Here is a 23423-nt window from a genome sequence, read left to right as displayed (position 1 = left end):
TGCAATCAATTCCACGCAAGCATAAGGAGATGAGCCTTGCATCGCTGGATCAATCGCGTCGCTGTTCTCGGGGTTGGCGTTCGCTTCCCCTTGGTTTTGCTGGCACTCGCCACGCTGATGAGTGGGTGCCAAAGCACCAGTACCCAGGATGATCCTATGGCCGGCCTGCGTTGCTGGGCCTTCCGGGATGAAGCCTCCATCACGCGCAAGCAGGTTGACTACATCCAGGACCGCAGCGACAAAGGCAACTTGAAGTGCACGATCATGCTCGGCAACCTCTATGAAAGAGGTCAGGGCGTGTCGCGAGACATCCCGAAAGCCAAGGCGCTTTACCAGGCGGTGGCCGACGTCGATGAACAGGCTTACCTCTTCTTGGCTGATCTCGCTCAAAGCGATCTCGACGGGCCGCCGGACTATGTGAAAGCCCGCCAGTTTTACCGGCGCGCAGCGGCCATCAAGGACAGCGCCAGTGCGGAGCTCGGCTTGGCCAAGCTGATGGAAGAAGGCAAGGGCGGCCCGCAAGATCAGCAGGGCGCACTGGCGCTTTACCTGAGCGCGACCCGATCCAGTTTCGGCGAAGCCTGGGACGGTATTCAGCGGTTACGCGCCCGTGGTGTAACACTCAGCGCCGAGCAAGAGCAACGTTACAACCAAGTCTGGGTCGGGATCGCGCAGAGTCGGCTCAAGCGCAGGATGTGGCGTGTTCAAGACGAGGTGTCAGCCGTCTTCAAGCCAGGGCCTGCGGCCAAGCATGTCATCGTGAAAGTGCAATACCAGCAGGGCTCTGCGTTGCCTCAGTTGTCCATCGAGCACGGTTCGGGTGATAGCGCGATGGACCAGGCGGTGCTGAAGGGGCTGGGCGAATATCGATTTGAGGGCGAGCCGCTATTGCCTCCAGGGCGCAAGACCTGGGAAGTGCTGGCGGATGTCTACTTAAAGTCGCGCTGATAATCGACGCCTGACCGTCAAGCCAGTGAACTGACGGCACTTGGCAGCGATCGCCACCGAACGTCTGCCCAGAGCGCGTGGTCACAGCTTTGCTGATAACCTGCTAATAGCTCAATGCCATTCCCTTGGTAGTCCCATGAAAACCCTACGCACCGCCTTTCCGGCCGCTTTCCCCTTAGGCGTTTCCCGTGACTCGGAAACCGCCCTGTCGGACATCGAATTCCTGCACCGCATCAGCCTCGACCTGATCGGCGAGCAAGACCTCGAAGCCCTCTACGGCAAGATCGTCGACGCCGCCGTGTCCATCACCGGCTCGCAGTTCGGCACCATGCAGCTGCTGTGCCCCGAAGGGCACCCGTCCGGCCATGGCGGCCAGTTGCAGCTCTTGTGCTCGCGCGGTCTGCCACCGGAAGCGGTCGGGTTCTGGCAATGGGTGAGCCCCATGGCCTACAGCAGTTGCACCATGGCCCTGCAACTGGGCCAGCGCGCCATCATCCCCGACTTCGAAGAATGGCCCGACATCGCCGGCACCGATGACCTGCAAGCCTTCCGCAACACTGGCATCCGCTCGGCCCAGACCACCCCGTTGTTGTCCCGCGACGGGCGCCTGCTCGGCATGATCTCCACCCACTGGAGCACGCCGCACCAGCCATCCGAACGCGACCTGCGCCTGCTCGACATCCTCGCCCGCCAAGCCGCCGACCTGCTGGAACGCACCATCGCCGACGAAGCCCTGCGCGACGCCCAGGCTGAACTGCGCGCCCTCAACGAAACACTGGAGCAGCGTGTAGCCGAACGCACCGCCATGCTCATGCAGGCCGAAGAAAAACTACGCCAATCGCAAAAAATGGAAGCCGTCGGCCAACTCACCGGCGGCCTGGCCCATGACTTCAACAACCTGCTCGCCGGCATCTCCGGCGCGCTGGAACTGATGAACCGCCGCATCACCCAAGGCCGCCTCAGCGACGTCGACAAATACATGGTCGCCGCCCAAGGCTCGGCCAAACGCGCCGCCGTCCTCACCCAACGCCTACTGGCCTTCTCGCGCCGGCAAACCCTGGAACCGCGCGCCACCAACGTCAACACCCTGATGTACGGCATGGCCGAACTCATCCAACGCACCGCCGGCCCCGGCATCCAGATCGAAACCACCGGCGCCGCCGATGCCTGGACCGCCTTCGTCGACGTCAGCCAACTGGAAAACGCACTGCTCAACCTGTGCATCAACGCCCGCGACGCCATGCCCCAAGGCGGCCGCATCCAACTGCAAACCAGCAACCACTGGCTCGACGCCACCGCCGCCCGCGCCTACGACCTGGCCGAAGGCCCCTACCTGCGCCTGAGCGTCACCGACACCGGCACCGGCATGTCCCCCGACGTCATGGCCCACGTATTCGAACCCTTCTTCACCACCAAACCCATCGGCCAAGGCACCGGCCTGGGCCTGTCCATGATCTACGGCTTCGCCCAACAATCCGGCGGCCAAGTGCACCTGCACTCCACCGAAGGCGAAGGCACCTGCGTGTCCCTCTACCTCCCACGCCACCACGGCACCGCACCGGGGGATGAATTGGCCCCAGGGCAAGTGGCTATCGAAGTCGCCCAACACGGCGAAACCGTGCTGCTGGTGGACGATGAATCTACCGTGCGCATGCTGCTCGCCGATGTACTGGGGGAGCTGGGCTACACCGTGATCGAAGCCGCCGACAGCGCGGCGGGGCTGAAACTGTTGAGGTCGGATGTGCATATTGATCTGCTGGTGACGGATGTGGGGTTGCCGGGTGGGATGAATGGAAGGCAGATGGCGGAGGCGGGGATGGAGTTGAGGCCGGGGTTGAAGACGTTGTTTATTACGGGGTATGCGGAGAATGCGGTGATGGGGTATGGGCAGTTGGGGGCGGGGATGGGGGTGTTGACGAAGCCGTTTGCGGTGGAGGTGTTGGGGGGGAGGGTTAGGGAGTTGTTGGGGAGGTAGGGGTAGTAATTGTTTGATACGGAGGAGGGAGCCGATGATCGTCCGCTATCGGCCAGGAGGCAGACTATCTGTTATATGAGGGTTGGTCCTGTCCCCTTTTCCGGTCCAAAGATGGGCAAATGAAGTGGCGGTCGATGACGCAACTGGTAAGCGCAGCATTGGAGACTGTCAGATAGCCATTATCGATAGGTTTCGCTACGCTCAATCCGTCTGAACGGCTCACAACCAACCTAGGTAACAGCTGACAGTCCCCAAAAAATCACGCATGGAAAAGCATATGTCAGAACTCTCAGGAAATTCATCATCCAGAGCTATTGGAAGTGTTTACAAAGAGAATAAAAGATTTGTTGTAATTGGTTTGACTGGAAGAACTGGTTCGGGCTGTTCTACATCAGCAGAAATTCTTTGCAATGCCACCATTGAACTTCCAGAGAGTGCGTATCCCGGAATTACAAATAATGAGCTAAGAAAACATCGAATAATAAAGAGGTTTATAGAGCATCGATGGCAGCCGTTTAAGTGTCTTCAAGTTAGAACTGTGATAACTAGATACATCCTTGCATTGAGTTTTCCAGAATTTTGCCGCTTTGTTTCTGATGTGATGGTTAGAGATATACATAAGACTTCCGAGTTTCTGAGAGAAATAAAAGAAGAATATGAAGATTTGCATATCGAAATATCTGAATATCTCAGAATTCCTGAGAAAACACTTGATGAAATCGAAATTAAGCAGGAGTTTGCTTTTGATCTGTATTTCAAGAGGTTGCCATTTTTTTCAAACAAAATACGCGATGTCCTAAAAAATATCTCGATTGATGCGTACACAAAAATATATCAGAGTGCAGGCGACAATATTCGAGCCTCGGGGCAGGTAAACAGCTCTAAATTTGACGATTCAAAAGTTTTTCATTTTCCAAGAACTATAAACAAAATAATAAAATCAGCGCACCACGTAGCTCGGAAAAATAATGAGTCCTGCTTTATAGTGATTGATGCTATTAGAAATCCTTATGAGGCAATATTCTTTAAAGAGCGTTATGCTGGTTTTTATTTGGTTTCAATAAACACGGAAAATGACAATAGGCTCGCCCATCTCCGCAGTACGCATAAGTTTTCTGAGTCCCAAATAAAAGAGCTTGATGAAAAAGAGTATCCAAGCAAACTTTCAGGGTATAGCAAGTTTGTTTCCCAAAATATACAGAAATGCATAGAGATATCCGATATACATATACACAATCCTCGAAAAGAACAATTCAATAATGTTGAGCTAAAATGCCAACTTGCCTGGTATGTTTCTTTAATACAGCATCCGGGTTTGATAATGCCGACATCTATAGAAAGTTGCATGCAAATTGCTTATACGGTCAAGCAAAGTTCTGGCTGCATATCCAGGCAGGTGGGAGCAGCTGTTACTGATGAAGAGTTTTCTGTCAAGTCAGTTGGATGGAATAATACACCGCAAGGGCAAGTGCCATGCCTTCTCAGAAATGCCGAAGACTTACTTCTTGGTCAAGACACCTACGCATACAGTGAGTATGAAAGAAATGATAGTAAGTTCAGAGAGGTTTTACATGGGAAATTCGACAAGCTAAGAAAGTCATCCCTTTTGGAAGGTCGCAATTTATCTTTCTGCTTTAAAGATATGCAGAATGAAATAGATGGTGAAAAAAACCAAGTGCATACACGCTCACTGCACGCGGAAGAGAATGCATTTCTTCAGATTTCAAAGCATGGCGGGATGAAACTTAGAGGCGGGATATTATTTACTACAGCTAGTCCATGCGAGCTCTGCTCTAAGAAAGCCTATCAACTCGGAATCAGCAAAATTATATTCATTGATCCTTATCCCGGAATCGCCACTAGGCATACTCTTTTGGTAGGGAGGGATAGTCCAGAGCTACAGCTCTACAGAGGCGCAGTTGGCAGAGCATATCACCAGCTTTATCAACCAATAATGCCATACAAGGATGAGCTCGAAACACTGTTATCAATACCAGGCAATGCAAACAAAAAAGCTATTCGGACAAAGATGCTGGAAAAAGAAAATTTAGAGTTAAGAGAAGAGCTTGAGCGACTAAAGAGTCAACTAGATAATCTTGGTAGGTAAAGGTGGCTTCATACAGCTAATGAAGAAAGTGGAATTGCCAACGTTACCAAGAGGGGGCGGCTTTATTTTTTTTCGGAAAATAATTTCGTTCCCTTTCTTCACCGCTTTCGATTGTATTGATGGTGGGGTTAGCGTTCTAAAGTATGATGTTATGGCTTCGGTCAAAATTGTAGTTGGGGTTAGACATGTCGCCTGAAAATATCGAGATGATTCGGCAGTCGGCGCAGCGAGCGCTTGGGGCAATTAAGGCTGCCGATGGTTCCACAACAGCTGATAAGCACTTTTTGTTCAATTGCAAACAAGTGCATACGAAACGAAAGCTACCGCCATACTATCTGGTTTATTTCTTGCTGGTGGATTTGCTGGGATTTAAAAATCTTGGCCGTTTTGAAAAAATAGATTGGTCCATTCCCATCGATTTTAATGGTAGAGCATTTTTGCTTGAGCATGGCAAGTTTGGGTTTGGTCTTTATGCTCATGATCCTGAAATCGAAGGAGCGGCGGCAGAGGAAATTGCGACTCGCGTTCAGAAAGCTGTAAAGGCAGCGACTCCATTTTTTGATCATCTTGCTCGTCAGGCGATAGAGCTGTCTGAAGTAAACGTAATTAATAATAGTATTCCGCTTTTTTGCCGATTTGAATTCATGAGGGAGGCCTATAAATCTAAGTGTTCTGAATCGGTTGCTGAGGGTGTACTGCACGCCTTGAAGGTTAAGCAGGGAAATTTGCCATTGGGTATTTGGGCCTTTGGAGGGGCGAATTCAAATCTCAAACAAGAGGCGAACTGGTTAGGAATTTCTGCTATCGAATCATTTTTTAGTTGGACCGAGCACGTGCTTATACATATAGCGATATTAACTGGAGGCGTCACAACAGCACGTGAAGTGGCGGATTTGGCCGCGGCGGATTGGTCGCGAAAGTTTAAGGCAGTGTTCGATATAACGGGCATACAAGAGAAATCTTTATTTGATAGTGCACTTTCTTTACGGCAGGAACTCAGAAACCATATAGCTCATGGCGCTTTTGGAAAAGGTGGCGAAGCTTTCTCATTCCACTCCTCGGCGGGTGCCGTTCCGGTTTTGTTACCAGAAAAAACTGGAAGTAAAAAGTTTTCCCTCGGTAGTAACCTAAATTTCGATTATGAGTTGGCGTTTGGTGTGGTCGATATATTCATTATGCTCCTTTGGTCAGGAAAAAGGGCCCCGGCACAGTTATACATTCAAGGCAGCAGCTTGCCAGTAATTTTGACATTTTGCGCGGATGGGACCTACTCCCGTGCTATGGGATCACTAGAGGAGATGGAAGACTTGGTTGAGTATCTTTCCAACGTGGCTGATCAAGCTGCAAATATGGACTGGTAGTATCCGCTTCTGGCCGAAGGCAGACCCTGGGCTCCACAGGTAAAATCGAAGATTTAGCCCTGCTCCGGAATTCATCGATTTGATGGGAAGCAAAGTCGCCGAATCGTGACTGCGGCATACGACGATTCGGCGAACAGTCAGCTAGTGACTGGGATTTCTGCTATTCAACGAGGGCAGGGTACTTCGTGGTCGAGAAGTCTTGCCGTCATGAGCACGCCCAATTCGCTCAGTTGGTGAATCGCTAGCGCAATGTCACGGTGCTTACCGCTGAGGTCTTCCGAGAGGTCGAGCAGAAGAGTGCTAACCGAGCTAAAGGTCTCGTAGCTATTGGTAATGAGGCTTTCAGTGCTGGCGTCGGAACTGACGCTAAAGAGAATAGTTGGGTCCGATGAGGCTTTGCACATATTCGTAATTCCCTAAGTCGGGCCGTCACCCCATCGCTACTAAACAAGGGGGTGGCAGCTGTACGCAGGTTAGTAGACCGGGGAATTACGCAAAGCCGGCGCGCCCGGAGGCGCCCTGCGCACAGCCACCATCAAGCACCGACAGGGATGTCAGATTGATGAAGCTCGTGCACTCGACGTAATTGAACCATCAGGCTACTAAACCCGATCACCGAAAAATTCAGTGACCGCGCAACCTTAGATTCCACCACTCCAGCACACAAGCCAGCGGATTCTGGGCTACGCGTAGGCAATCGGGCAACCCACTCCCCACCTTTGGGAAATGTCCTAGGACGATTTCCTTATACCGTCACCACCACCTTGCCTACCTGCTGGTTCGCCTCCAAATACCGATGCGCCTCCTGCACCTCATCCAACGCAAACGTCTTCGCAATCACCGGCGCCAACGCGCCCGACGCGAGCCCATCCAAGATGAACGCTTTAGCCCGTTCCAACGCAGCCGGGTCGGCGACGATCTCGGCGTACAGATACCCCTTGAGCGTCAAACATTTGCCCAACACGGTAAGCAACGGAAACGGCGTCGGCTCGGCACTCAACGCGCCGTACTCCAGCAAGATCCCGCCCTGGGCCATGCTTTGGGTGAGGGCTTCGAAGCCCGGCCCGCCGATGGGGTCGAACACCACGCGGGCGCCTTTGCCGTCGGTCAGTTGCATCACGCGTTCCACCAGGTTTTCTTCATCGCTGACGATGACGTGGTGGGCGCCGGCGTCGAGCAGGGCTCGTTGTTTGGCGCGGGTGCGGGTGACGGCAATGGTAGTGGCGCCGACGCTGCGGGCGATCTGGAAGGCGGCGAGGCCGACGCTGCTGGAGGCGGCGGTCACCAGTACGAAGTCGCCTGTGGTGAGTTTGGCTTGTTCGACCAGGGCGCCCCAGGCGGTGACGTATTGCATCCAGGAGGCGGCGGCTTGGACGAAGCTGAGGTTTTGTGGGTGTTTGACGGTGAGGTGGGCGGGCACGTTGGCGACTTCGCCGTAGGTGCCCCAGCGGGCGATGTCGAGCGGTGGGATGACGCTGACGGCGTCGCCTACTTGGAGGTCACTGACGTTGGCGCCGACGGCGGTGACTACGCCGGCGGCTTCGTAGCCCAGGCGGCTGGGGAATTCGGCTTCTTGCAGGTAGGCGTGGTTGCGGAACATGACTTCGGCGCGGTTGAGGCCGAAGGCTTTGACGTCGATTTGCACTTCATCGGCGGCGGGGGCGGGTAAGTCGATGTCTTCGAGCTTCAAGACGCTGGCGTCGCCGTAGGCGTGGATTCGGACAATGCGTGCCATGGGGGTAAACCTCGGTGTTGATCGATAAGACGTTCAATTTAGGCTTGGGAAGGCGTGGGATAAAGGCCTAGGATGGCGCAACACTAGAAACAACGGGTTTCCAATGGACCGCCTTACCTTGATGGCCACCTTCGTCAAAGCCGTGGAACTGGGCTCGTTCAGTGCGGTGGCGGATGAGTTGAACCTGTCGCCGCAGTTGATCGGCAAGCAGGTGAAGATGCTGGAGCAGCACCTGGGTGTGTCGCTGCTCAACCGCACCACGCGCAAGCAGAGCCTGACCGACTTTGGGCGCACGTTTTACCAGCGCGCCAAGCTGATTCTGGCGGACATGGACGCCGCCGAAGAAATGGCCGCCGTCACCCGTGGCGTGCCCAGTGGGCGCCTGCGCATCAATGCGCCGGTCACCTTTGGCGTCAGCACCCTGGCGCCGCGTTTGCTGGAATACATGGTCAAGTACCCGCAGGTGTCGGTGGACCTGACCTTGTCCAACGAGCTGATCGACCTGGTGGAAGACGGCTACGACGTGGTGTTTCGCATCGGCGAGCTGGCCGACAGCGGCCTGACCGCCTTGCCCCTCAAGCCTTATCAGATGGTGTTGTGCGCGGCGCCGGCTTATCTGGCGCGGCGACCCACCCTCATCACACCTTGGGATTTGCAGGAACATGAGTGCCTGGCGTTTGCCTATTCGGACGGGCGCTCGCATTTGCAGTTCGACGGGCCGGAGGGGCGGCTGGAGGTGCCGATTACAAGCCGTTTGACGATTAATCAGGGCGACCCGCTGCTCTCGGCGGCAGTGGCCGGGCTGGGTGTGGTGTTGTTGCCCCAGGAGTTGGTGAACGACGCGCTGCGCAAGGGCACGTTGGTGGCGTTGTTGCCGGGCTACAGTGTGCCAGTGTTGCCGATGAACTTGCTTTACACGGCGGGTCGGCAGGTGACGCCGAAGGTGCGCAGTTTTGTGGAGTTTGTGAAGGGGGTGTTGGGGCGGTGATCAAGGGGGCGGGCCAGCGTCAGAATGGCCCGCCCCCTGTTCAGTTACGGCAGCACTTTGGCAATCGCGTCAAACGCGACCATGTCGTTGATCACTTTGCCGCCAGTGGGTTGGGTTTGGGCCTGCCACACCACGATCACCACGTTTTTGGTCGGGTTGATGTAAATGTACTGACCGAACGTTCCGGCTGCGGTGAAGGCTTTATCGGCCTTGGACGCGTCGGTCCAGCCGGGCCACCACATGGAGGCGAAATCGCCGTAGGCGGCGTCCGAACCGGTGACAGCGCTGGCAAAATTCATCCAGCCTTCCGGCAATACCTGCTTGCCACCGGCCTTGCCGCCGCTGAGTACGAATTGGCCGAAGCGGCCGTAGTCCTCAAGTGTCGCGCTGATGCCGCTGCCGCCCACTTCGTTGCCATTGGCGCCGTCGAGCCACCATTTGGCGTCGGTCTGCATGCCATAGGGCGCCCAGATTTTTTCGCTGAGGTATTGGGTGAGCGGCTTGCCCACGGCGGCGCTGACCAGTTGGCCGAGTACTTGGGTTTCACCGGTACTGTAGTTGGTGCGGGTGCCCGGTGGCGCGGCGGTGGAGAGAGTGGCCATGAACTTGAGCAGGGAGCCGGTCACTTGTTCGCTGCGCAGTTGGATCAGGTGGCGTTCGTCGGAGGTGGGGTCGGTGTATTTTTCGTTCCACTTGACCCCGGAGCGCATGGCCAGGATCTGCCGCACGGTGACTTGGTCATAGGCGCTGCCGGCCAGGGCGGGCAGGTAGTGGGTGACTTTGTCGTCCAGGCTTTTGATCGAGCCGTCCTGCAGGGCCGCGCCCACCAGGGTGGAGGTGACGGATTTGGCCACCGACATCGACATCCAGCGGGTCTCGGCGGTGTTGCCGTGGGCGTAGCGCTCGTCGACGATCTTGCCGTCCTTGAGCACCAGCAGCCCGGTGACGCGGTTGGTCGTCACGTAGTCGTCGAGGCTGTAGTGCTTGCCTTTGAAGTCGAAGGCCACCGGAGCCAATGGCTGGTTGCTGCGCGGCAGCGGGAACGGATGGCCGCCGGCCTTGATGGTGCGCACTGGGAACAAGCGGTCGGTATTGCGGAAGGTGGTCACCGCCAGTTCGGGGCTGAGTTTACCGTCGTAGATGGCCTGCACGTCGCCAATCGGTTCCTGGGCATGGGGGTAGGGCGGGGACGCGCAGGCGGACAGCGACAGTGCGAGTGTTGCGGCGCCCATCAACACGGGTAGGGCGCGGCGCTTGAAGCGCGGGAGCACGGGCATAAGAACCTCTTTGTTATTGTGGGGCGGTCTTAAGGGCTGCTGCACGTCAGCGACGCTGGCGTGCCGGAGCCAGCATGCGGTGGGTGATTTTTTTTGGCGCGCGGGATCGGGCCGGTTGATGCGAGGGATTGGGACAGGGGGCAGGGTGCTAGCTTTTTGCTAACTGAACGTTAGCTTTGAAGCGAAGTTCGAATGAAACCTGCTTGAAAGTAAAGCGGTGGCGAACGATACATTCGCCACCGATCTGGGAATCAATCGTGCAGGAATTAGTGGAGCAGCTTCTTGCACATATTCTTCACGTTGTCCGGTTTATCCTTGAGATTGAGCAGCTTGGGGTCTAAGTCGCCGTAAGGCGAGGACGTTTTTCTATCCTCTGCATCGTATGTCGCCATGGCTGCAGCGGCCTCTTCTGCCGCCTTTTTTATGTCCTCGGGCGTGGCTGCATTGGCACACTCCTTCAACTTGGCCTGCACCGTCAAAAACGCCGCGTTGCGCTTGACGATCGCTTCGTTTTCCTTGGCCGTAGCCGCGTTCTCGTTTGTTTTGCGTACATTCGGTATTAGCTGGTTGCCAAGTTCCGCATTGGCCGCCGCGACCACTGCTGGATCGCTGAGCAACGAGCCCATGAATGTCAGGAATGCCTGCTCACCCTGGCTCTCGGTCATCAGTACCGACAGTGTCAGCGGCTTGACGGCATCCTCACGTCTGACTGAGAACCAGGCGGACTCATAGGGGCTTGATGTCTCACCATTGACTGCATATCTGCGAGTACTCTTTGGTTGCAGAGCACCCAGTGTCACGGTGGCACCTGGGTTATCGTCTAGCGTTGGCTTGGTGCCTGGCGGCGTGAAGGCGAAGAACAGCGCGATATTGCGTTCCTCGCTCGGACGCAGGAATCGGGTGTCAATCGGCGCTAAGTAGGTCGCAATTCCCGGTCGTATGGCAAAGGTCGTATTGTCTAACGAGGGAACAATTTGCCCTTCAAATAGAAAGTCCGGCATATCGGTCAGGTACAACCCGCGCTTTGCAAATATTGTCTTGGTATCACTCGGCCAACCTGAGTTTTCCGGAGGTGTCCATGCGGTACCTGACGGCCCCTCTGTGAAGAACCGGCCACGAACGACCTGGATGCATTTCGGGAACTGATTGTCGGCTGTTTGGAAGTTGCGTGAGCCCTGGATCTTCCAAGTTTTCGACTGTCCGGCGGCAGTAGCAGCCCTGCCTAGAAAGTTAACTCCCTGACTGATTACAGCGGCGGCTCCTGCAGCTAACAGGTCCCTGGTACCTTCATCTTGAGCCTTTGCTTTGATCGGCGCAGGGACAACCATACAGTCGCCGACTGCGATTTGGAGTCCGGTCACAGGGCTAGCCGCAATGTATTCCGGTTTGGCCTGGTGCGCGCAACCCGTAAGCAGCAAGGTGCCGACTAGCATCACTGAGGTACTTTTTGTGTTCATGTTCCTGCTCCTTGTTTTACGACAGAAACGTTTCCTTGCTGTAGGTCACGGCCATTCATGCCGAAGGAGGGTGACTTGCAGGTTGCCTTCTCTTGCTGGCAATCGGTGATCCATTCTCTGTAGCGCGAGGCCTTGGCGTAGACCCCGGGCTTTCCCTTTCTTGCGCAGCCCTCTCCCCAACTGACGATACCCGCGAGATAGCGCTCGCCATCTAACAGCACGGTCAAAGGGCCGCCGCTATCGCCCTGGCACGAGTCCTTAGGGTCGGAGTCCTTGGCGAAACCGGCACACACCATGTAGTCGGTGATCTTTCCGTCATAGCTAGTACGGTCATTGCAGGTGTTGTCAGAGACTATCTGCAGATTGATATAGCGCAGTTTGCGTACACCCTGCTCGCCGCCTGCAACGATAGTTCCCCATCCGGTAACCCTGGCAAACGCCTGACTGGCCAAGGCCTTTGTTTCGCCGTCCTTAGGCAGAATGGGAATGGCTAGAGAAAACTTTCCGGCTCCTGATGAAGCCAACTGCAGCAAGGCGACGTCATGGCGCGGCGGTTCGCCCGAAAGGTAGAGGGGATGCAAGATGATTTTTTGCACTTCGATACGCATAGCGCCGCCGTTCGGACCGACGTCGGTGGTTCCGACCAGTACGCTGACCTGAAACGGTTGGGTGTTCTTGTCGACGCAATGGGCCGCAGTCAGCACCCAGGTGTTAGCGATCAGTACACCCCCGCAGAATGGGCGGCGGTCCAGACCAACGTTGTCGCCTCGGATTAAGCCTACCTGCCACGGATCATCGCCGAGCTTCGCTTCATCGCCTCCGATGATTCGGGGTTCTAGCAACTGCACGCCGTAGCGGTCGAGCAGATAGTCATTGAGAAGAGGGTCGGAACCACGGGGCTGGCTCGGCCAGGTCCAGGGGTCGGCCTGTAAGGCGCTGTTGGCGCAAAGTAGCAGAAGCGCAACCAGCAGAGTTCGGCCCTTCATAGCGCACCCTCTCTCATCAAACTGATACTCACGGTATCCTGTGGCACGTCGAGGCTGCTCAGGCGCAAGGCCACACGGGACCGCTTGATCCCCTGGGCCTCGATTAGCGCACGAAGTCGCAAACCTCGGAGCATGGCGCTCCGTGAGGCTTGAATTGGATTTGAATCGACGACTTCACCCACCTTGATTTCGATCGTGGCGCGGTTCTGCTCCACCTGCTTACGCCAACGTTGGAGAGTGGATACTTCGCCCGAAGTGGGTAAGTTGTCCGACTTAAGGCGAATGGCTTCCACCGTTTTGTCTTGCAGTCTGACGCTACCGACATAGCCGATCTTGCCATCAGGCAGCATGACCTGCGCCCAGCCTCGAGGCGTCTTGCTTTGCAAGACTTCGACTTGCTGGCCCTGCTTCAGATAGGTGAGCGCTTGGGATTCGGTGCTGTTAGGTCGGTTCCTGACTGTGATGTCGTAGTTTGCGAAAGCGGTGGTGTTAATACGCCCGTTTACTGATGGGGTTTTTAGCGAACCGCCCAGCATTCCGACATCAATCTGACTGCTATTGGTCAGGGCTGTGGTCACTAAACGTGTACTTTTCAGTAGCATCAGGTGCTTGCGGGCTGTGGCTGAGAATGGTCCGGCCGGATAGTTGTCGATGAACAGCGGGAGTGCCGAAACCAGCTCGTCATCGGTTGCATTTGCGACGGTGTAGAACCAGTTTTCCATCTCGTCCTTCGCCAGATTCTGGTTGTCCATGAACATGATCTGACCGGAGTTGAATGCGGCAATCAGCGGTTCCTGCCGACTCTGTGTTAGGCGCGCAACTACTCCGCTGGTTGAGTTGAATATCTGATAGGCCGGCTGGTTCTTTGTGGTCAGCAACTGCACCAGGCTGCGGGTGAAGATGCTGCCAGACTTGGGGTCATCACCAAGGAGTAAGCTGTAAGAAGGGCGTCCAGCCTGTGCGGCGAAATAGACGAGGAAGCCTTTTGGCTGCTTCGGGCTACCCGAGCCGGTCGCTTGGTATTGATTGCTGGCAATACCTTGTACAGGCCTTACAGCGGTGAGCCTCTTGGGGTCCAGTCGCTCTTCATCGGCGACGGGTGCAGAAAAAGGGTTGCTCCTGCAGGCATCGAGGATGATGACCGTAGTGCCGGCGCCCGTTTTTTGAATTTCCTCGACCAGGTATGGCAGGCTGATGTACGTCGCTGTCTCGTCGCCTGGAGGGCTGAGCTGCGCATCTGCGGGTACCAGGTAGTTGGTCCTGTCGACTTCGATTCCGTGACCGCTGAAATACACGATGGCTATGTCGCCAGGATGCAAGTTGTCCCTGAACTTTTCGAACAGATCCAGCAGGTCATTACGACCCAATTGCTTGTCCGACGGCGGTCGCATTACATCTGTCTGTGGGTCTAGCTTCTTGAGGGCGTTGAACACTAGGTCCGCGTCGAAGGGTGGGGTGGCCAGAGGGTTGGCATGTTGGTAGCTGCCAATACCCACGACGAGTGCGCGTTTTACCGGCGCCGTTCGTTCTTGGGCCCAGGTCGGCAAAGCGGCCAGCTCCGGACTGGTAGGGGTGGGCTGCGGATCAGCGAGAGCTGCTCCCGCATAGAGAACTGTCCCGGCAAGCCAAAATCCTGGTCCTCGATGCTTCCGTGCGTCGTGTAAATGGGATGTCATTCCGCGAGGCCTTACCTAATCCTGTTTGCAAAGCAAGATTAGCTAGTAAATGGCCATCATCCAGCGCTGAATAGATTTTCTAGTGCTTACTCCAATAGCGATGATTTGCACCCTGCCTAGCGGTTGTTTCTGCAAGTGACCTTTGAACCCCTCATGTAAAGCTGCGTGTGAGGCGAGCATTTGCATTATTGAGTTCATTGCGTCAGAGAGCGGCATTAATAGGCAGCGATTGTCGAGGTGGAGTCTTAAACTCCGGGATGAGGGGTAGTGTGTCCTGGATGTTCGCTGTTGGCCGATAGCTAAATCTCCCAGCTAGGCGCAATTAAGCCCAAACCAGCCCCTTTCCTCCCAAACAGGTCTACCATGCCCTCCCGGCAGTGGTTCCACGCGCTACCGATCTCCCTCTTGCAAGGTATCGCCCATGTCCATCGACCAAATCTCCCTCCCCAAAGGCGTCGGTCCTCACGCCACCAAGCTTCTCGACGCTATCACCGGCGCTTCCACGCACGAAGAACTCAACCGTGCCGGCGGCAAGGCCGAAGGGTTTGTGCTGGGGCTGGAAGCCACCAAAGCCATCAAAAGCCAGATCGCCGAGTCGCTGTATGTGGCCTACGACGACGCGGCGAGCAATCGGGCAACTGAATTGAAGGGCTAGGCGTTAGCGCCAGGCAGGTTTTTTCGGGTCCGGATTAAACGGCCTCAGCGACTGTTGCCAAGCGGGCGCCGGCAAGTTGCTGCGGCAGGCGCACCAATGCACCGGTGTGGGGTTATTGATGTCGCCCCAGCCCTTGGCTTCATAGGACGCCATGATCTCGCTCAACCGCCAGACGTCACCGGCGCCGGCGATCAACTGCGTGTGAGGCGGCGGCGTGGGGTTGATCGTCAGCGGCGGGTTGGTGGAGTCCAGCAACCAGTAATCCTTCACCAGCCCGCCTCGGGACACGACGTTAGGGGCCAGGCGCGGGTTCATCGACGCGGGGTCGGCTTCGATCCGGCCCGCCACGTTATCGCGGATGGGAATGCCGTCGGCGGTCCAGAAATACAGCGTAAACCCCCTCGGTAGTGCAAAAGGCGGGAACCCGTCCCCGCAGGCCAAGCCATGTCCCGACAATACAATCGCCATGATGATTCCCCGCTCGTTCAAGGTGTGCCGAGCGCCCCTTCGCAGGAGGGCGCGAGTTGAATTCAGAACGTTCGGGGTGGGGGGAATATTCCAACCGCTGGCAAAAATAGCGAAGAAACCTTGTCATGAGGGTGCGCTACAGTAGGGGCCTGACGCTGGCCCGATAGAAAGGAACGCCCATGACATTGACCGTCGACGATTTGCTCAGCCTGGCCATGGCCAACCCCATCAACGCCGAAATCACCGCGCGCCTGCCTGACCTCGGGGTAGACCAGTGCTTTCTCACGGCGGGCTGCCTGTTCCAGGCGGTGTGGAATCATCAGTCGAATTTGCCTGCGGCCCAGGGCGTCAAGGACTACGACGTTTTCTATTTTGATACCGACTTGTCCTACGAGGCCGAAGACGTAGTCATCCGGGCGGCCGAGCGGTTGTTCGAGGACCTGGGCGTCAATGTCGAGGTAAAGAACCAGGCGCGGGTGCACCTGTGGTATGGCGAACGCTTTGGGCGGCCTTATCCGCAGTTGCACACGGCCAAACAGGGGATTGATCGTTACCTGGTGGCGGGTACGTGCATCGGCTTGGAGGTTGCGACGGGCGAGTTGTATGCACCGTATGGGCTGGAGGACGTGGCGCAGGGCGTGCTGCGCATCAACCCACTGCATCCGGAACCTGAGTTGTTCAAGCAGAAAGCCCGCAGTTATCAGGCGCGCTGGCCTTGGCTGGAAATAGTGGAACCCTGAATGGCGGTGAACTTTTACCCGCGTCCTGCACGTCCAAGCTTGAAATGCCCAGCCAAGGACCGACTATGACCTTCTTCATCTTCCTGCTCGCCTGCGCCGCCGCTGCCAGTACCGGCATGCTCTTTAAACCGGGGGCCTGGTATGAATCCCTGGTCAAGCCCAGCTTCACGCCGCCCAATTGGCTGTTCCCAGTGGCGTGGACGATTATCTACCTGCTGCTGGCCTGGGCCGGTTACCGCCTCAGCCTGATTCCGGGCAGCCAAACCGTGTTGGCGCTGTGGGCGGCGCAGATTGCGTTGAACACCTTGTGGACGCCGGTGTTTTTCGGCGCCCATCGCATCCTCGCCGGGATGGTGATTCTGGCGGTGTTGTGGCTGACCGTGGCGACGATGGTGGTGCTGGCGGTGCAGTTGGACTTGATCACCGGCTTGATCCTGTTCCCGTACCTGGCGTGGCTGTGTGTGGCGGCGGCGCTGAACTTCTCGATCCTGCGGAATAACCGCTGATGGCCGTTAAAGCCTGGCCCGCCAGCGAGCCCGAACGGGCCGAGATGCGGCGCTTCAACCAAAAGCTCGCCTGGTTGCCGCGCTTCAAGATCCGCAATCGCGTCACGCCGCGTTTGATCCAGGCGCTGTTGCGGGTCAGTCAAACGATCAAGAAAGCCCCTCTGGCTGACACCCACTACGTCGACACCGTCCCCGTACGCATCCTGCGCCCCAGCGGCAAGCCCAAGGGCGTGGTGCTGGATATCCACGGTGGCGGCTGGGTGATCGGCAATGCGCAGATGGATGACGACCTCAACCTGGGCATGGTCAACGCCTGCGACGTGGCGGTGGTGTCGGTGGATTATCGGCTGGCGGTCGACACGCCGGTCGAAGGGCTGATGGACGACTGCCTGGCGGCGGCGCGGTGGCTGCTCACCACTGAGGAGTTTGCCGGCTTGCCGGTGATTGTCGTTGGCGAATCGGCCGGCGCCCACCTGGCGGCGGCGACCTTGCTGGCGTTGAAGCAATGGCCAGCGCTGCTCCAGCGGGTGAGCGGGGCGGTGTTGTATTACGGCGTCTACGACTTGACCGGCACACCCAGCGTGCGCACAGCGGGGCCCGACACCTTGTTGCTGGACGGGCCGGGCATGGTCGAAGCACTGCGCCTGCTCACGCCGGGGTTGAGCGATGAGGCGCGACGCCAGCCGCCGTTGTCACCCTTGTATGGCGACTTCGACGGCTTGCCGCCGGCGTTGATGTTCGTGGGTGAGCTGGACCCGTTGAAGGATGACACGCTGCTGATAGCCGAGCGATGGCCGGGGGCCGAGGCGCATTTGCTGCCGGAGGCGGCCCATGGGTTTATTCATTTTCCGGTGGCGATGGGGGCGAGTGTGCTTGCCTACAGCCGCCGGTGGATCAGTCAACGCGTCGGTGGGGGAGTACTCAATCTTCCTTCATCCGGGTAACCTTGCGCTCCCCCCATTCAAGCCAAGGACAGCACGTGAAGGTTCTTCAAAGATTCATCGGTCTATCGGCGCTTTGCCTGCTGGCCGGCTGTGAGCAAGTCACCGAGAAAACCCTGCGTTTCGACGTGCCCTACGGCTACTTCGAGACCGCCTGGCGCCAGGACGTCACCGGCAAGGGCCAGTTGACCTGCAAGGTGACCACCGACACCCAGGACCGTGGCGAGAAGTGGGTGCCTTCGGTCATCCTTGCGGCCGCCGAGGATGCGGCCGAAGACGATACGTTGTTCCTTTCCAGTTATTCGCCGGCCGGTACGGACCAGCGCATTTTCAACCTGCGCACGTTCAACAAGGCCAAGCCGGTGATTGATACGGAGATTCACCAAACCCTCGACCAGAACGGCGTTTATACCCTACGCCTGACCTGGCAAACCGATGGCGCTATCGGTTACCAGATCGAGAACGGCGGTCAGTGGGAAGACAAGCAGCTCGTCCAGAAGCCCGGTTTCCGTGTGCGTCATGTGAGCGTGCATGCGTCGGGCATGAAGGGCAACGCGGTGTGTGAATTGCGCCAGTGACGGGGTTGAGACTTCGCGCATTCGCCGCCTGAAATGCGCGCTTGTTTTTTTTACAATTGCCCTCAAATTGACAGTACGCCAACCTGCCATTTGGGACAGTTCATGCAGTGCACTTTTGACCCGCCGAACGGATTTACACCGACTGTACAAGATAGCTTGCGAGCCATGGCCAGCAAGGCTTTTGACGCGTGCAAATTGCAGTTCTCCAGTCGTGATGACCATGCCCAGCCACACTGTCGGTTTCATTTGGGCGGCTTTGTGGGCAATACCGGGGATATCTCGGGCATTCACCTCACCTTTTCCGGTGAGAAGCATCTGTCCGATCTGACAGCTGCCGCTTCTACGCTGGAGCAACTGATCCACCATGAGCTGGTGCACTTCTTCCAAATACATCTGTGTGGTCGGGAACCTTTCGAGTATCTGCCGAAATGGTTTTATGAAGGCATGGCCGTCGCCTTTTCAGGCCAAGGGCTGATTGCCCGCAACAGCCACATGGACACGGACTACCGACGGTTCGGCGGCAAGTCGGGCTGGGAGCGTTTCTACCTGATGAACCAGCATCGGGACTTGGACTTCAGCAGGCCACCCTTCGATGCACTCTATGACTCATGGGGCGCCTTGTTCATCTTTGCCGTGTCTGAGCAGCCGAATATTTTTCCGAACCATGCGGTGACCGGTAGCGACGGTTTCCTGCAGGCAGCCGTGGGTGATGCCGAGCGCGCCAAGGCCATTGCCATCCTTGAAACAGCGGCCTCTTCAGGTTTCGAGGCAGCGCTCAAAAAGCACACCCACAGAGCGCAGATGCTGGAGAGCGACTTCCGTGAATTCCTGGCGCCTGACTGACAGGTGGAATCGCCAACGGGCACGCTGTGGGAGGGTGATTTGACGCTAAAACCCAGCATTCGCGCGGCCACCCTCACCGATATCCCCGAGGTGCTGGCCTTCACTTTACAGGCACGCGCCGAGCTGTTTCCCAAGCTCAGCGCAGCCGGCGTGCCTGCCGACCTGGCGAACTTTGAATCCACCTACCTACAGGGCGACGGCCAATTCCTGATTGCCCGCCACGGTGGCGCAATCGTTGCCGCTATTGGCTATCTGCCCTACGACTAGCGATTTCCTCAGTTGGATTATCACGCGATCAAGACGGTAGAGGTGGTACGCCTGTTCGTGCTTCCGGCGTTCCGGCGTGGCGGATTGGCCGGTCAGTTGTATCGAGCGTTGAAGGCCTTGGCCAGACAGAACGGGGTCGATGCGCTCTACCTGCACACGCATCCCTTCCTGCCGGGTGCCATCGATTTCTGGGTGCGCCAAGGCTTCAGCGTCATCGACATCGAAGACGACCCTCTCTGGCAGACCACCCACATGGAATACCGCTTCGCGCCGGCGGTTTAGGGGGGGTGTTGGGAAAAATCCTACGAATCAGAAGGATGAAACCTAACTATCCCGTTGTTCCTTCCCTTGATCATTCATCCCCTTCGGCCTTCTGAGCCGCAAGGGATGGCAACCCCAGGGGAAAGGAGGCGGTATGTATCGCGCGTTAGTGGTGGATGAGCACCCGTTTATCCGCGCATCGGTCAAAGCGTTGCTGGCCGGGCAAGGGTTCGGCGCTGTGGGTGAAACCGACAACGGCGCGCAGGCGGTGCAATGGGCGAGCGAGCGGGCGCCTGATCTGGTGATCCTGGAAATCATGCTGCCCGACCAGGAGGGCCTGGATGTGATTGCCCAACTGACCCGCCTTAACCCTCCATGCAAGGTGCTGGTGCTGACCGCGCAATCGGCGCAGTGCTATGCCACCCGCTGCCGCAAGGCCGGTGCGGCGGGGTTTGTGTCCAAGTGCGATGCGTTGGAGGAACTGGTGAAAGGGGTGAAGACGCTGATGGACGGCTATACCTTTTTCCCCGACCTGGCCACTCACGCGGTGCGGCGCGTGGATGTGCAAAGCACGGACGGCGAGTTGATTGCGCGGTTGTCCGAGCGTGAGCTGAGCATCTTGCAGCAGTTGTCCCTGGGCCTGAGCAACAAGCAGATCGGTGAGGCGCTGCGGATCAGCAACAAGACCGTCAGCACCTACAAGACCCGCCTGATCGAAAAACTCAACGTCAAGTCGGTGGTGTACCTGGCGGAATTCGCCCGGCGTAACGATTTGGTGTGAGGTTGTGCGTGGGAAATTTCCTACAGATTGGTGGGAAGGAAGCTACGGGTTAGGTGATGTCCAGTGCCGATAATCGTGGCTCATCCGGCTTGTGGGCCGGGCCTCGATCAACAGGCGACACCCCTGGCAGGCCGTCGCTTTCATCAGGGCTTCACACATGAACATCAAGTCAACCTTCGCACAGTGTTTTGCAGTATCGGCTCTGGCGCTGGCGGCGTCGCCGGCCATGGCGGCCTGTACTTGGGACTCTGGCAACGGCACCCCCAAGCAACTTACGTTGGCCGCCGGCACGGTATTCGCGCCGCGTGACGTGCCCATCGGCACCACCCTCAACAACAACGCACCGATCCGCACGGTGCCGTTCAATGACCGCCTGGTGTGTGGCCTGGTCGCGCGCTACAGCACCACGCTGATCGGCCCGCTGGCCACGAATATCCCGGTGGACGTGGTACGGGTGCCGGCCAGTTCGCTGTTGCAGACCAATGTGCCGGGCGTCGGCCTGGCCATTTACATGACCGGGTTCGCCACTCAATGGCAGGGGCAGGCGGACAACCCGAGCCGGTTTGTCCCGTTCGAACTCAACCTGAATATTTCCTACGCCCTCAGTGGCATGAGCGGCGCCTTGATGCGCTATACGCTGGTCAAGACCGGCGACATTGCCCCCGGCACCCACACCATCAATCAACTGGTGGCCAAGGGCGATTCGGACCGTGGTCATATCTTCGACCTGACGTTCACCGCCACCGTGACCGTGGCCGGCTGCTCCATGCCGACGGCGCCGGGTGACCAGATCACGGTGCCCATGGGCACCTGGGAGAAACGCGTGTTCAACGGTAAAAACTCCACCACGCCGGCCCAGCCGTTCGCGATCACGCTCAACTCCTGCATCGCCGGCAGTAACTATCCGAGCAACGCCAACGGCTATTTCAATGGCAACTACGCCAATATCCAGATCGATGGCAACAAGACCTCGAACATCCTCGACGCGGCCAACGGCATCTTGAGTTTGTCGAGCGATTCCACGGCCCAAGGCGTGGCCATCCAAGTGCTGCGCAACGACAACACGCCGATGAACCTGGGCCAGCCGGTGCGGCTCACGCAGATCGTCAATGGCACCACCACGGTGCCGCTCAAGGCGCGGTATATCCAGACCGCCGACGGACCAACGCCCACACCGGGCTCAGCGAATGGCTACGCGAGCTTTTCCGTGACCTATCGCTGAGCTTTCCCAGCGCAATACCCACCACGCCACCGGTTCATCGAGCCTGTGGCGTGGTTTTTTTTGGGTGAATGTCCGGAACTTTTTTGTGGGAATTTTCCTACAAGTGAGGCGACGTTTCCTACATAGCCGTACTGCCCATCTTTCGATAATGAACCCAGACGAAACGCGCTGACCCTTACCTGGGCCGCCACGTCGCCGAGTCTGAAGGCCTTCATTCGGCCACCAGACACTCCTTCATAACTGTGGATGTGATCATGAAAAAGTTTGCTCTCAAAGGTTTGACCCTCGCCCTGGTTCTGGCAGGTGCTTCGCAGGCTGCATTGGCGGCCGACGGCGAAATCAACTTCATCGGCAGCGTCACCGACAACACCTGCCCGGTGGTGGTCGAGGACCTCAACGGTTCGGCCGGCGCCGGTGATGTGGGCCTGGGCAGCGTGCCCGTGACGTCCCTGGCGTCGGCCGGCCAAGTGGCAGGCGGTGGCGCGTTCACCCTGACCATCGACACCACCGCCCCAGGCTGCAGCGTGACCGGCAAGAAAGCCGTGGTGAAGTTCCTGTCCCTGAGCGGCAACGCCGGTGCCAGCGGCCAGTGGATCGGCCTGTCGCCGGAAGCCGGTGTGGCCACCAACGTCGCCGTGCAGATCAAAGACGCCACCGGCAAGGACGTGCAAGTGGGCCTGGAGTCCTCGCCGTACCTGGACCTCACCCAGCCGCTGCGCTTCACCGCCAACTACATCGCCACCGGCGCGGCCACGGCGGGCCCGGCCAATGCCAAGGCGGCGTTCACCGTCGACTACCAGTAAGCCCTGTGCAACGCCCCGGCCCATTTGGGTTGGGGCGCCAAGAGGAGGATCGAGATGAAACGTTTTGCGACCCCTTTCAAAACCACGCCTTTCAAAACCACGGCGCTACTTGCCCTGATGCTGCTCAGCGGCATCAGCCAGGCCGGTGTGATGCTCGGCGGCACGCGCATCGTGTTCGACGGCAACAAGCGCGACGCCTCTATCACCGTTGGCAACACCACCGCTCAACCTTACGCGGTGCAGACCTGGGTCAACACCGAGGCGGATGACAACACCACGCCGACCCCCTTCGTGGCGACGCCGCCGCTGTTTCGCCTGGACCCGCACAAAGAGCAGATGGTGCGCATCCAGAAAGTGCCGGGCGCGCTGCCCGAGGACCGCGAGTCGGTGTTCTATTTCAATGCCCAGGAAATTCCGGTGGCCGCCAAGGCCGACGAGAACACCCTGAAGATCGCCATGCGCACCCGCATCAAACTGTTCTACCGACCCGCCGGCCTCCAGGGCAATACGCTGGATGCATTGCCGAAACTGCGTTGGAGTCTAGTGCAGGAGCAGGGCAAGACCCTGCTGGAGGTGAACAACCCGTCGGCCTTCTACGTGTCGTTCATTGGCGTGAAGGCCATGGGCGGCGGACAGACCGTCGAGGTGGACGAGCCGAAAATGGTCGCCCCCATGAGTCGCCAGCGCTACGCACTGCCGGGGTTCACCGCCCGCACCGGCGAGGTGATGTTCTCCGCCATCAATGATTTCGGCGGCTACAGCGAGCCCAGCAAAGTCGCCATCACCAGCGCCCCCTGACGCTGTCGCCCATTCCCTTGCGAACCTGACCACACGTTGCCGCCGCAGCG

22 protein-coding genes and 1 pseudogene are annotated in these 23423 nt (G+C 57.6%); 16 read left to right on the top strand and 7 right to left on the bottom strand.

The window, feature by feature from the left end; all coding sequences use genetic code 11:
• Nucleotides 1-36 precede the first annotated feature (36 nt).
• The 4 genes from OZ428_RS23095 to OZ428_RS23080 all read left to right on the top strand — a co-directional run bounded on the left by OZ428_RS23095 (nt 37) and on the right by OZ428_RS23080 (nt 6391).
• Complete coding sequence (locus OZ428_RS23095; RefSeq protein WP_269131427.1) at nt 37-948, top strand: tetratricopeptide repeat protein; 912 nt, start codon at nt 37-39, stop codon at nt 946-948.
• A 136-nt stretch (nt 949-1084) separates the two neighbouring features.
• Nucleotides 1085-2923, top strand: coding sequence for an ATP-binding protein (locus OZ428_RS23090; RefSeq protein WP_269131426.1), 1839 nt, complete (start codon nt 1085-1087; stop codon nt 2921-2923).
• Nucleotides 2924-3200: 277 nt separating this feature from the next.
• Nucleotides 3201-5030, top strand: a complete 1830-nt coding sequence (locus tag OZ428_RS23085) for a hypothetical protein (RefSeq protein ID WP_269131425.1) — start codon at nt 3201-3203, stop codon at nt 5028-5030.
• Between the two features lie 185 nt (nt 5031-5215).
• Nucleotides 5216-6391: a hypothetical protein gene (locus OZ428_RS23080; RefSeq protein WP_269131424.1), complete on the top strand. Its 1176-nt coding sequence runs from the start codon at nt 5216-5218 to the stop codon at nt 6389-6391.
• A gap of 164 nt (nt 6392-6555) precedes the next feature.
• On the opposite strand, the gene OZ428_RS23075 is transcribed toward OZ428_RS23080, so the two are convergent.
• Nucleotides 6556-6795, bottom strand: a complete 240-nt coding sequence (locus OZ428_RS23075) for a DUF6124 family protein (protein WP_269131423.1) — start codon at nt 6793-6795, stop codon at nt 6556-6558.
• Nucleotides 6796-7136: 341 nt separating this feature from the next.
• On the bottom strand, nt 7137-8126 hold the full coding sequence (locus OZ428_RS23070; RefSeq protein WP_269131422.1) for a zinc-dependent alcohol dehydrogenase family protein: 990 nt from the start codon (nt 8124-8126) through the stop codon (nt 7137-7139).
• 103 nt (nt 8127-8229) lie between these two features.
• Between OZ428_RS23070 and OZ428_RS23065 the strand changes: the two genes are divergently transcribed.
• Nucleotides 8230-9114 (top strand): LysR family transcriptional regulator, encoded by an 885-nt coding sequence (locus OZ428_RS23065; protein WP_269131421.1) that lies wholly within the window; start codon nt 8230-8232, stop codon nt 9112-9114.
• 44 nt (nt 9115-9158) lie between these two features.
• On the opposite strand, the gene OZ428_RS23060 is transcribed toward OZ428_RS23065, so the two are convergent.
• The 4 genes from OZ428_RS23060 to OZ428_RS23045 all read right to left on the bottom strand — a co-directional run bounded on the left by OZ428_RS23060 (nt 9159) and on the right by OZ428_RS23045 (nt 14381).
• Nucleotides 9159-10391 carry a serine hydrolase domain-containing protein gene (locus tag OZ428_RS23060; protein ID WP_269131420.1) on the bottom strand — a complete coding sequence of 411 codons (1233 nt, stop codon included), beginning with the start codon at nt 10389-10391 and terminating at the stop codon, nt 9159-9161.
• 266 nt (nt 10392-10657) lie between these two features.
• A complete protein-coding gene (locus OZ428_RS23055) occupies nt 10658-11848 on the bottom strand; it encodes a hypothetical protein (RefSeq protein ID WP_269131419.1) in 1191 nt (396 codons plus the stop codon).
• A complete protein-coding gene (locus OZ428_RS23050) occupies nt 11845-12834 on the bottom strand; it encodes a S1 family serine peptidase (protein WP_269131418.1) in 990 nt (329 codons plus the stop codon). The genes OZ428_RS23055 and OZ428_RS23050 overlap by 4 nt, the downstream gene beginning before the upstream one ends.
• Complete coding sequence (locus tag OZ428_RS23045; RefSeq protein WP_269131417.1) at nt 12831-14381, bottom strand: caspase family protein; 1551 nt, start codon at nt 14379-14381, stop codon at nt 12831-12833. Before OZ428_RS23045 ends, OZ428_RS23050 begins: the two co-directional genes overlap by 4 nt.
• A gap of 550 nt (nt 14382-14931) precedes the next feature.
• Between OZ428_RS23045 and OZ428_RS23040 the strand changes: the two genes are divergently transcribed.
• Nucleotides 14932-15165, top strand: coding sequence for a hypothetical protein (locus OZ428_RS23040; RefSeq protein WP_269131416.1), 234 nt, complete (start codon nt 14932-14934; stop codon nt 15163-15165).
• Nucleotides 15166-15168: 3 nt separating this feature from the next.
• Here the strand turns inward: OZ428_RS23040 and OZ428_RS23035 are convergent, their stop codons facing one another.
• Entirely contained in the window at nt 15169-15633 is a 465-nt protein-coding gene (locus OZ428_RS23035) for a putative adhesin (protein WP_061449098.1), read from the bottom strand.
• Between the two features lie 179 nt (nt 15634-15812).
• Between OZ428_RS23035 and OZ428_RS23030 the strand changes: the two genes are divergently transcribed.
• The 10 genes and pseudogenes from OZ428_RS23030 to OZ428_RS22985 all read left to right on the top strand — a co-directional run bounded on the left by OZ428_RS23030 (nt 15813) and on the right by OZ428_RS22985 (nt 23373).
• Nucleotides 15813-16373, top strand: coding sequence for a nucleotidyltransferase family protein (locus OZ428_RS23030; protein ID WP_269131415.1), 561 nt, complete (start codon nt 15813-15815; stop codon nt 16371-16373).
• Between the two features lie 65 nt (nt 16374-16438).
• The gene (gene tspO / locus OZ428_RS23025; protein ID WP_033897135.1) at nt 16439-16879 is read left to right on the top strand and encodes a tryptophan-rich sensory protein TspO; all 441 of its coding nucleotides are present in this window, start codon (nt 16439-16441) and stop codon (nt 16877-16879) included.
• Nucleotides 16879-17823 carry an alpha/beta hydrolase fold domain-containing protein gene (locus OZ428_RS23020; protein ID WP_269131414.1) on the top strand — a complete coding sequence of 315 codons (945 nt, stop codon included), beginning with the start codon at nt 16879-16881 and terminating at the stop codon, nt 17821-17823. Before tspO ends, OZ428_RS23020 begins: the two co-directional genes overlap by 1 nt.
• 35 nt (nt 17824-17858) lie before the next feature.
• The gene (locus OZ428_RS23015) at nt 17859-18398 is read left to right on the top strand and encodes a hypothetical protein (protein WP_269131413.1); all 540 of its coding nucleotides are present in this window, start codon (nt 17859-17861) and stop codon (nt 18396-18398) included.
• Nucleotides 18399-18563: 165 nt separating this feature from the next.
• Nucleotides 18564-19241 (top strand): hypothetical protein, encoded by a 678-nt coding sequence (locus OZ428_RS23010; protein WP_269131412.1) that lies wholly within the window; start codon nt 18564-18566, stop codon nt 19239-19241.
• 39 nt (nt 19242-19280) lie between these two features.
• Nucleotides 19281-19790: pseudogene (locus tag OZ428_RS23005) on the top strand (GNAT family N-acetyltransferase).
• Nucleotides 19791-19923: 133 nt separating this feature from the next.
• Nucleotides 19924-20550 carry a response regulator transcription factor gene (locus OZ428_RS23000; RefSeq protein WP_269131411.1) on the top strand — a complete coding sequence of 209 codons (627 nt, stop codon included), beginning with the start codon at nt 19924-19926 and terminating at the stop codon, nt 20548-20550.
• Nucleotides 20551-20707: 157 nt separating this feature from the next.
• Nucleotides 20708-21772, top strand: coding sequence for a fimbrial protein (locus tag OZ428_RS22995; protein ID WP_269131410.1), 1065 nt, complete (start codon nt 20708-20710; stop codon nt 21770-21772).
• 254 nt (nt 21773-22026) lie between these two features.
• Nucleotides 22027-22575 (top strand): fimbrial protein, encoded by a 549-nt coding sequence (locus OZ428_RS22990; protein ID WP_033897130.1) that lies wholly within the window; start codon nt 22027-22029, stop codon nt 22573-22575.
• A gap of 54 nt (nt 22576-22629) precedes the next feature.
• Nucleotides 22630-23373: a fimbrial biogenesis chaperone gene (locus OZ428_RS22985; protein WP_269131409.1), complete on the top strand. Its 744-nt coding sequence runs from the start codon at nt 22630-22632 to the stop codon at nt 23371-23373.
• Nucleotides 23374-23423: the final 50 nt, after the last annotated feature.

It is taken from the genome of Pseudomonas sp. GXZC (genome assembly GCF_026967615.1).
GTDB classification, from domain to species: domain Bacteria; phylum Pseudomonadota; class Gammaproteobacteria; order Pseudomonadales; family Pseudomonadaceae; genus Aquipseudomonas; species Aquipseudomonas azotoformans_A.
This window is presented reverse-complemented; position numbering and strand designations above follow the sequence as displayed.

What these genes read in the sequence shown, in the direction of transcription:
- OZ428_RS22985 (WP_269131409.1), top strand. Translation starts at nt 22,630, where the DNA reads ATGAAACGTTTTGCGACCCCTTTCAAAACCACGCCTTTCAAAACCACG.
- OZ428_RS23040 (WP_269131416.1), top strand. Translation starts at nt 14,932, where the DNA reads ATGTCCATCGACCAAATCTCCCTCCCCAAAGGCGTCGGTCCTCACGCC.
- OZ428_RS23055 (WP_269131419.1), bottom strand. Translation starts at nt 11,848, where the DNA reads ATGAACACAAAAAGTACCTCAGTGATGCTAGTCGGCACCTTGCTGCTT.
- OZ428_RS23075 (WP_269131423.1), bottom strand. Translation starts at nt 6,795, where the DNA reads ATGTGCAAAGCCTCATCGGACCCAACTATTCTCTTTAGCGTCAGTTCC.
- OZ428_RS23000 (WP_269131411.1), top strand. Translation starts at nt 19,924, where the DNA reads ATGTATCGCGCGTTAGTGGTGGATGAGCACCCGTTTATCCGCGCATCG.
- OZ428_RS23080 (WP_269131424.1), top strand. Translation starts at nt 5,216, where the DNA reads ATGTCGCCTGAAAATATCGAGATGATTCGGCAGTCGGCGCAGCGAGCG.
- OZ428_RS23010 (WP_269131412.1), top strand. Translation starts at nt 18,564, where the DNA reads ATGGCCAGCAAGGCTTTTGACGCGTGCAAATTGCAGTTCTCCAGTCGT.
- OZ428_RS22995 (WP_269131410.1), top strand. Translation starts at nt 20,708, where the DNA reads ATGAACATCAAGTCAACCTTCGCACAGTGTTTTGCAGTATCGGCTCTG.
- tspO (WP_033897135.1), top strand. Translation starts at nt 16,439, where the DNA reads ATGACCTTCTTCATCTTCCTGCTCGCCTGCGCCGCCGCTGCCAGTACC.
- OZ428_RS23060 (WP_269131420.1), bottom strand. Translation starts at nt 10,391, where the DNA reads ATGCCCGTGCTCCCGCGCTTCAAGCGCCGCGCCCTACCCGTGTTGATG.
- OZ428_RS22990 (WP_033897130.1), top strand. Translation starts at nt 22,027, where the DNA reads ATGAAAAAGTTTGCTCTCAAAGGTTTGACCCTCGCCCTGGTTCTGGCA.
- OZ428_RS23070 (WP_269131422.1), bottom strand. Translation starts at nt 8,126, where the DNA reads ATGGCACGCATTGTCCGAATCCACGCCTACGGCGACGCCAGCGTCTTG.
- OZ428_RS23030 (WP_269131415.1), top strand. Translation starts at nt 15,813, where the DNA reads ATGACATTGACCGTCGACGATTTGCTCAGCCTGGCCATGGCCAACCCC.
- OZ428_RS23085 (WP_269131425.1), top strand. Translation starts at nt 3,201, where the DNA reads ATGTCAGAACTCTCAGGAAATTCATCATCCAGAGCTATTGGAAGTGTT.
- OZ428_RS23035 (WP_061449098.1), bottom strand. Translation starts at nt 15,633, where the DNA reads ATGGCGATTGTATTGTCGGGACATGGCTTGGCCTGCGGGGACGGGTTC.
- OZ428_RS23090 (WP_269131426.1), top strand. Translation starts at nt 1,085, where the DNA reads ATGAAAACCCTACGCACCGCCTTTCCGGCCGCTTTCCCCTTAGGCGTT.
- OZ428_RS23065 (WP_269131421.1), top strand. Translation starts at nt 8,230, where the DNA reads ATGGACCGCCTTACCTTGATGGCCACCTTCGTCAAAGCCGTGGAACTG.
- OZ428_RS23020 (WP_269131414.1), top strand. Translation starts at nt 16,879, where the DNA reads ATGGCCGTTAAAGCCTGGCCCGCCAGCGAGCCCGAACGGGCCGAGATG.
- OZ428_RS23050 (WP_269131418.1), bottom strand. Translation starts at nt 12,834, where the DNA reads ATGAAGGGCCGAACTCTGCTGGTTGCGCTTCTGCTACTTTGCGCCAAC.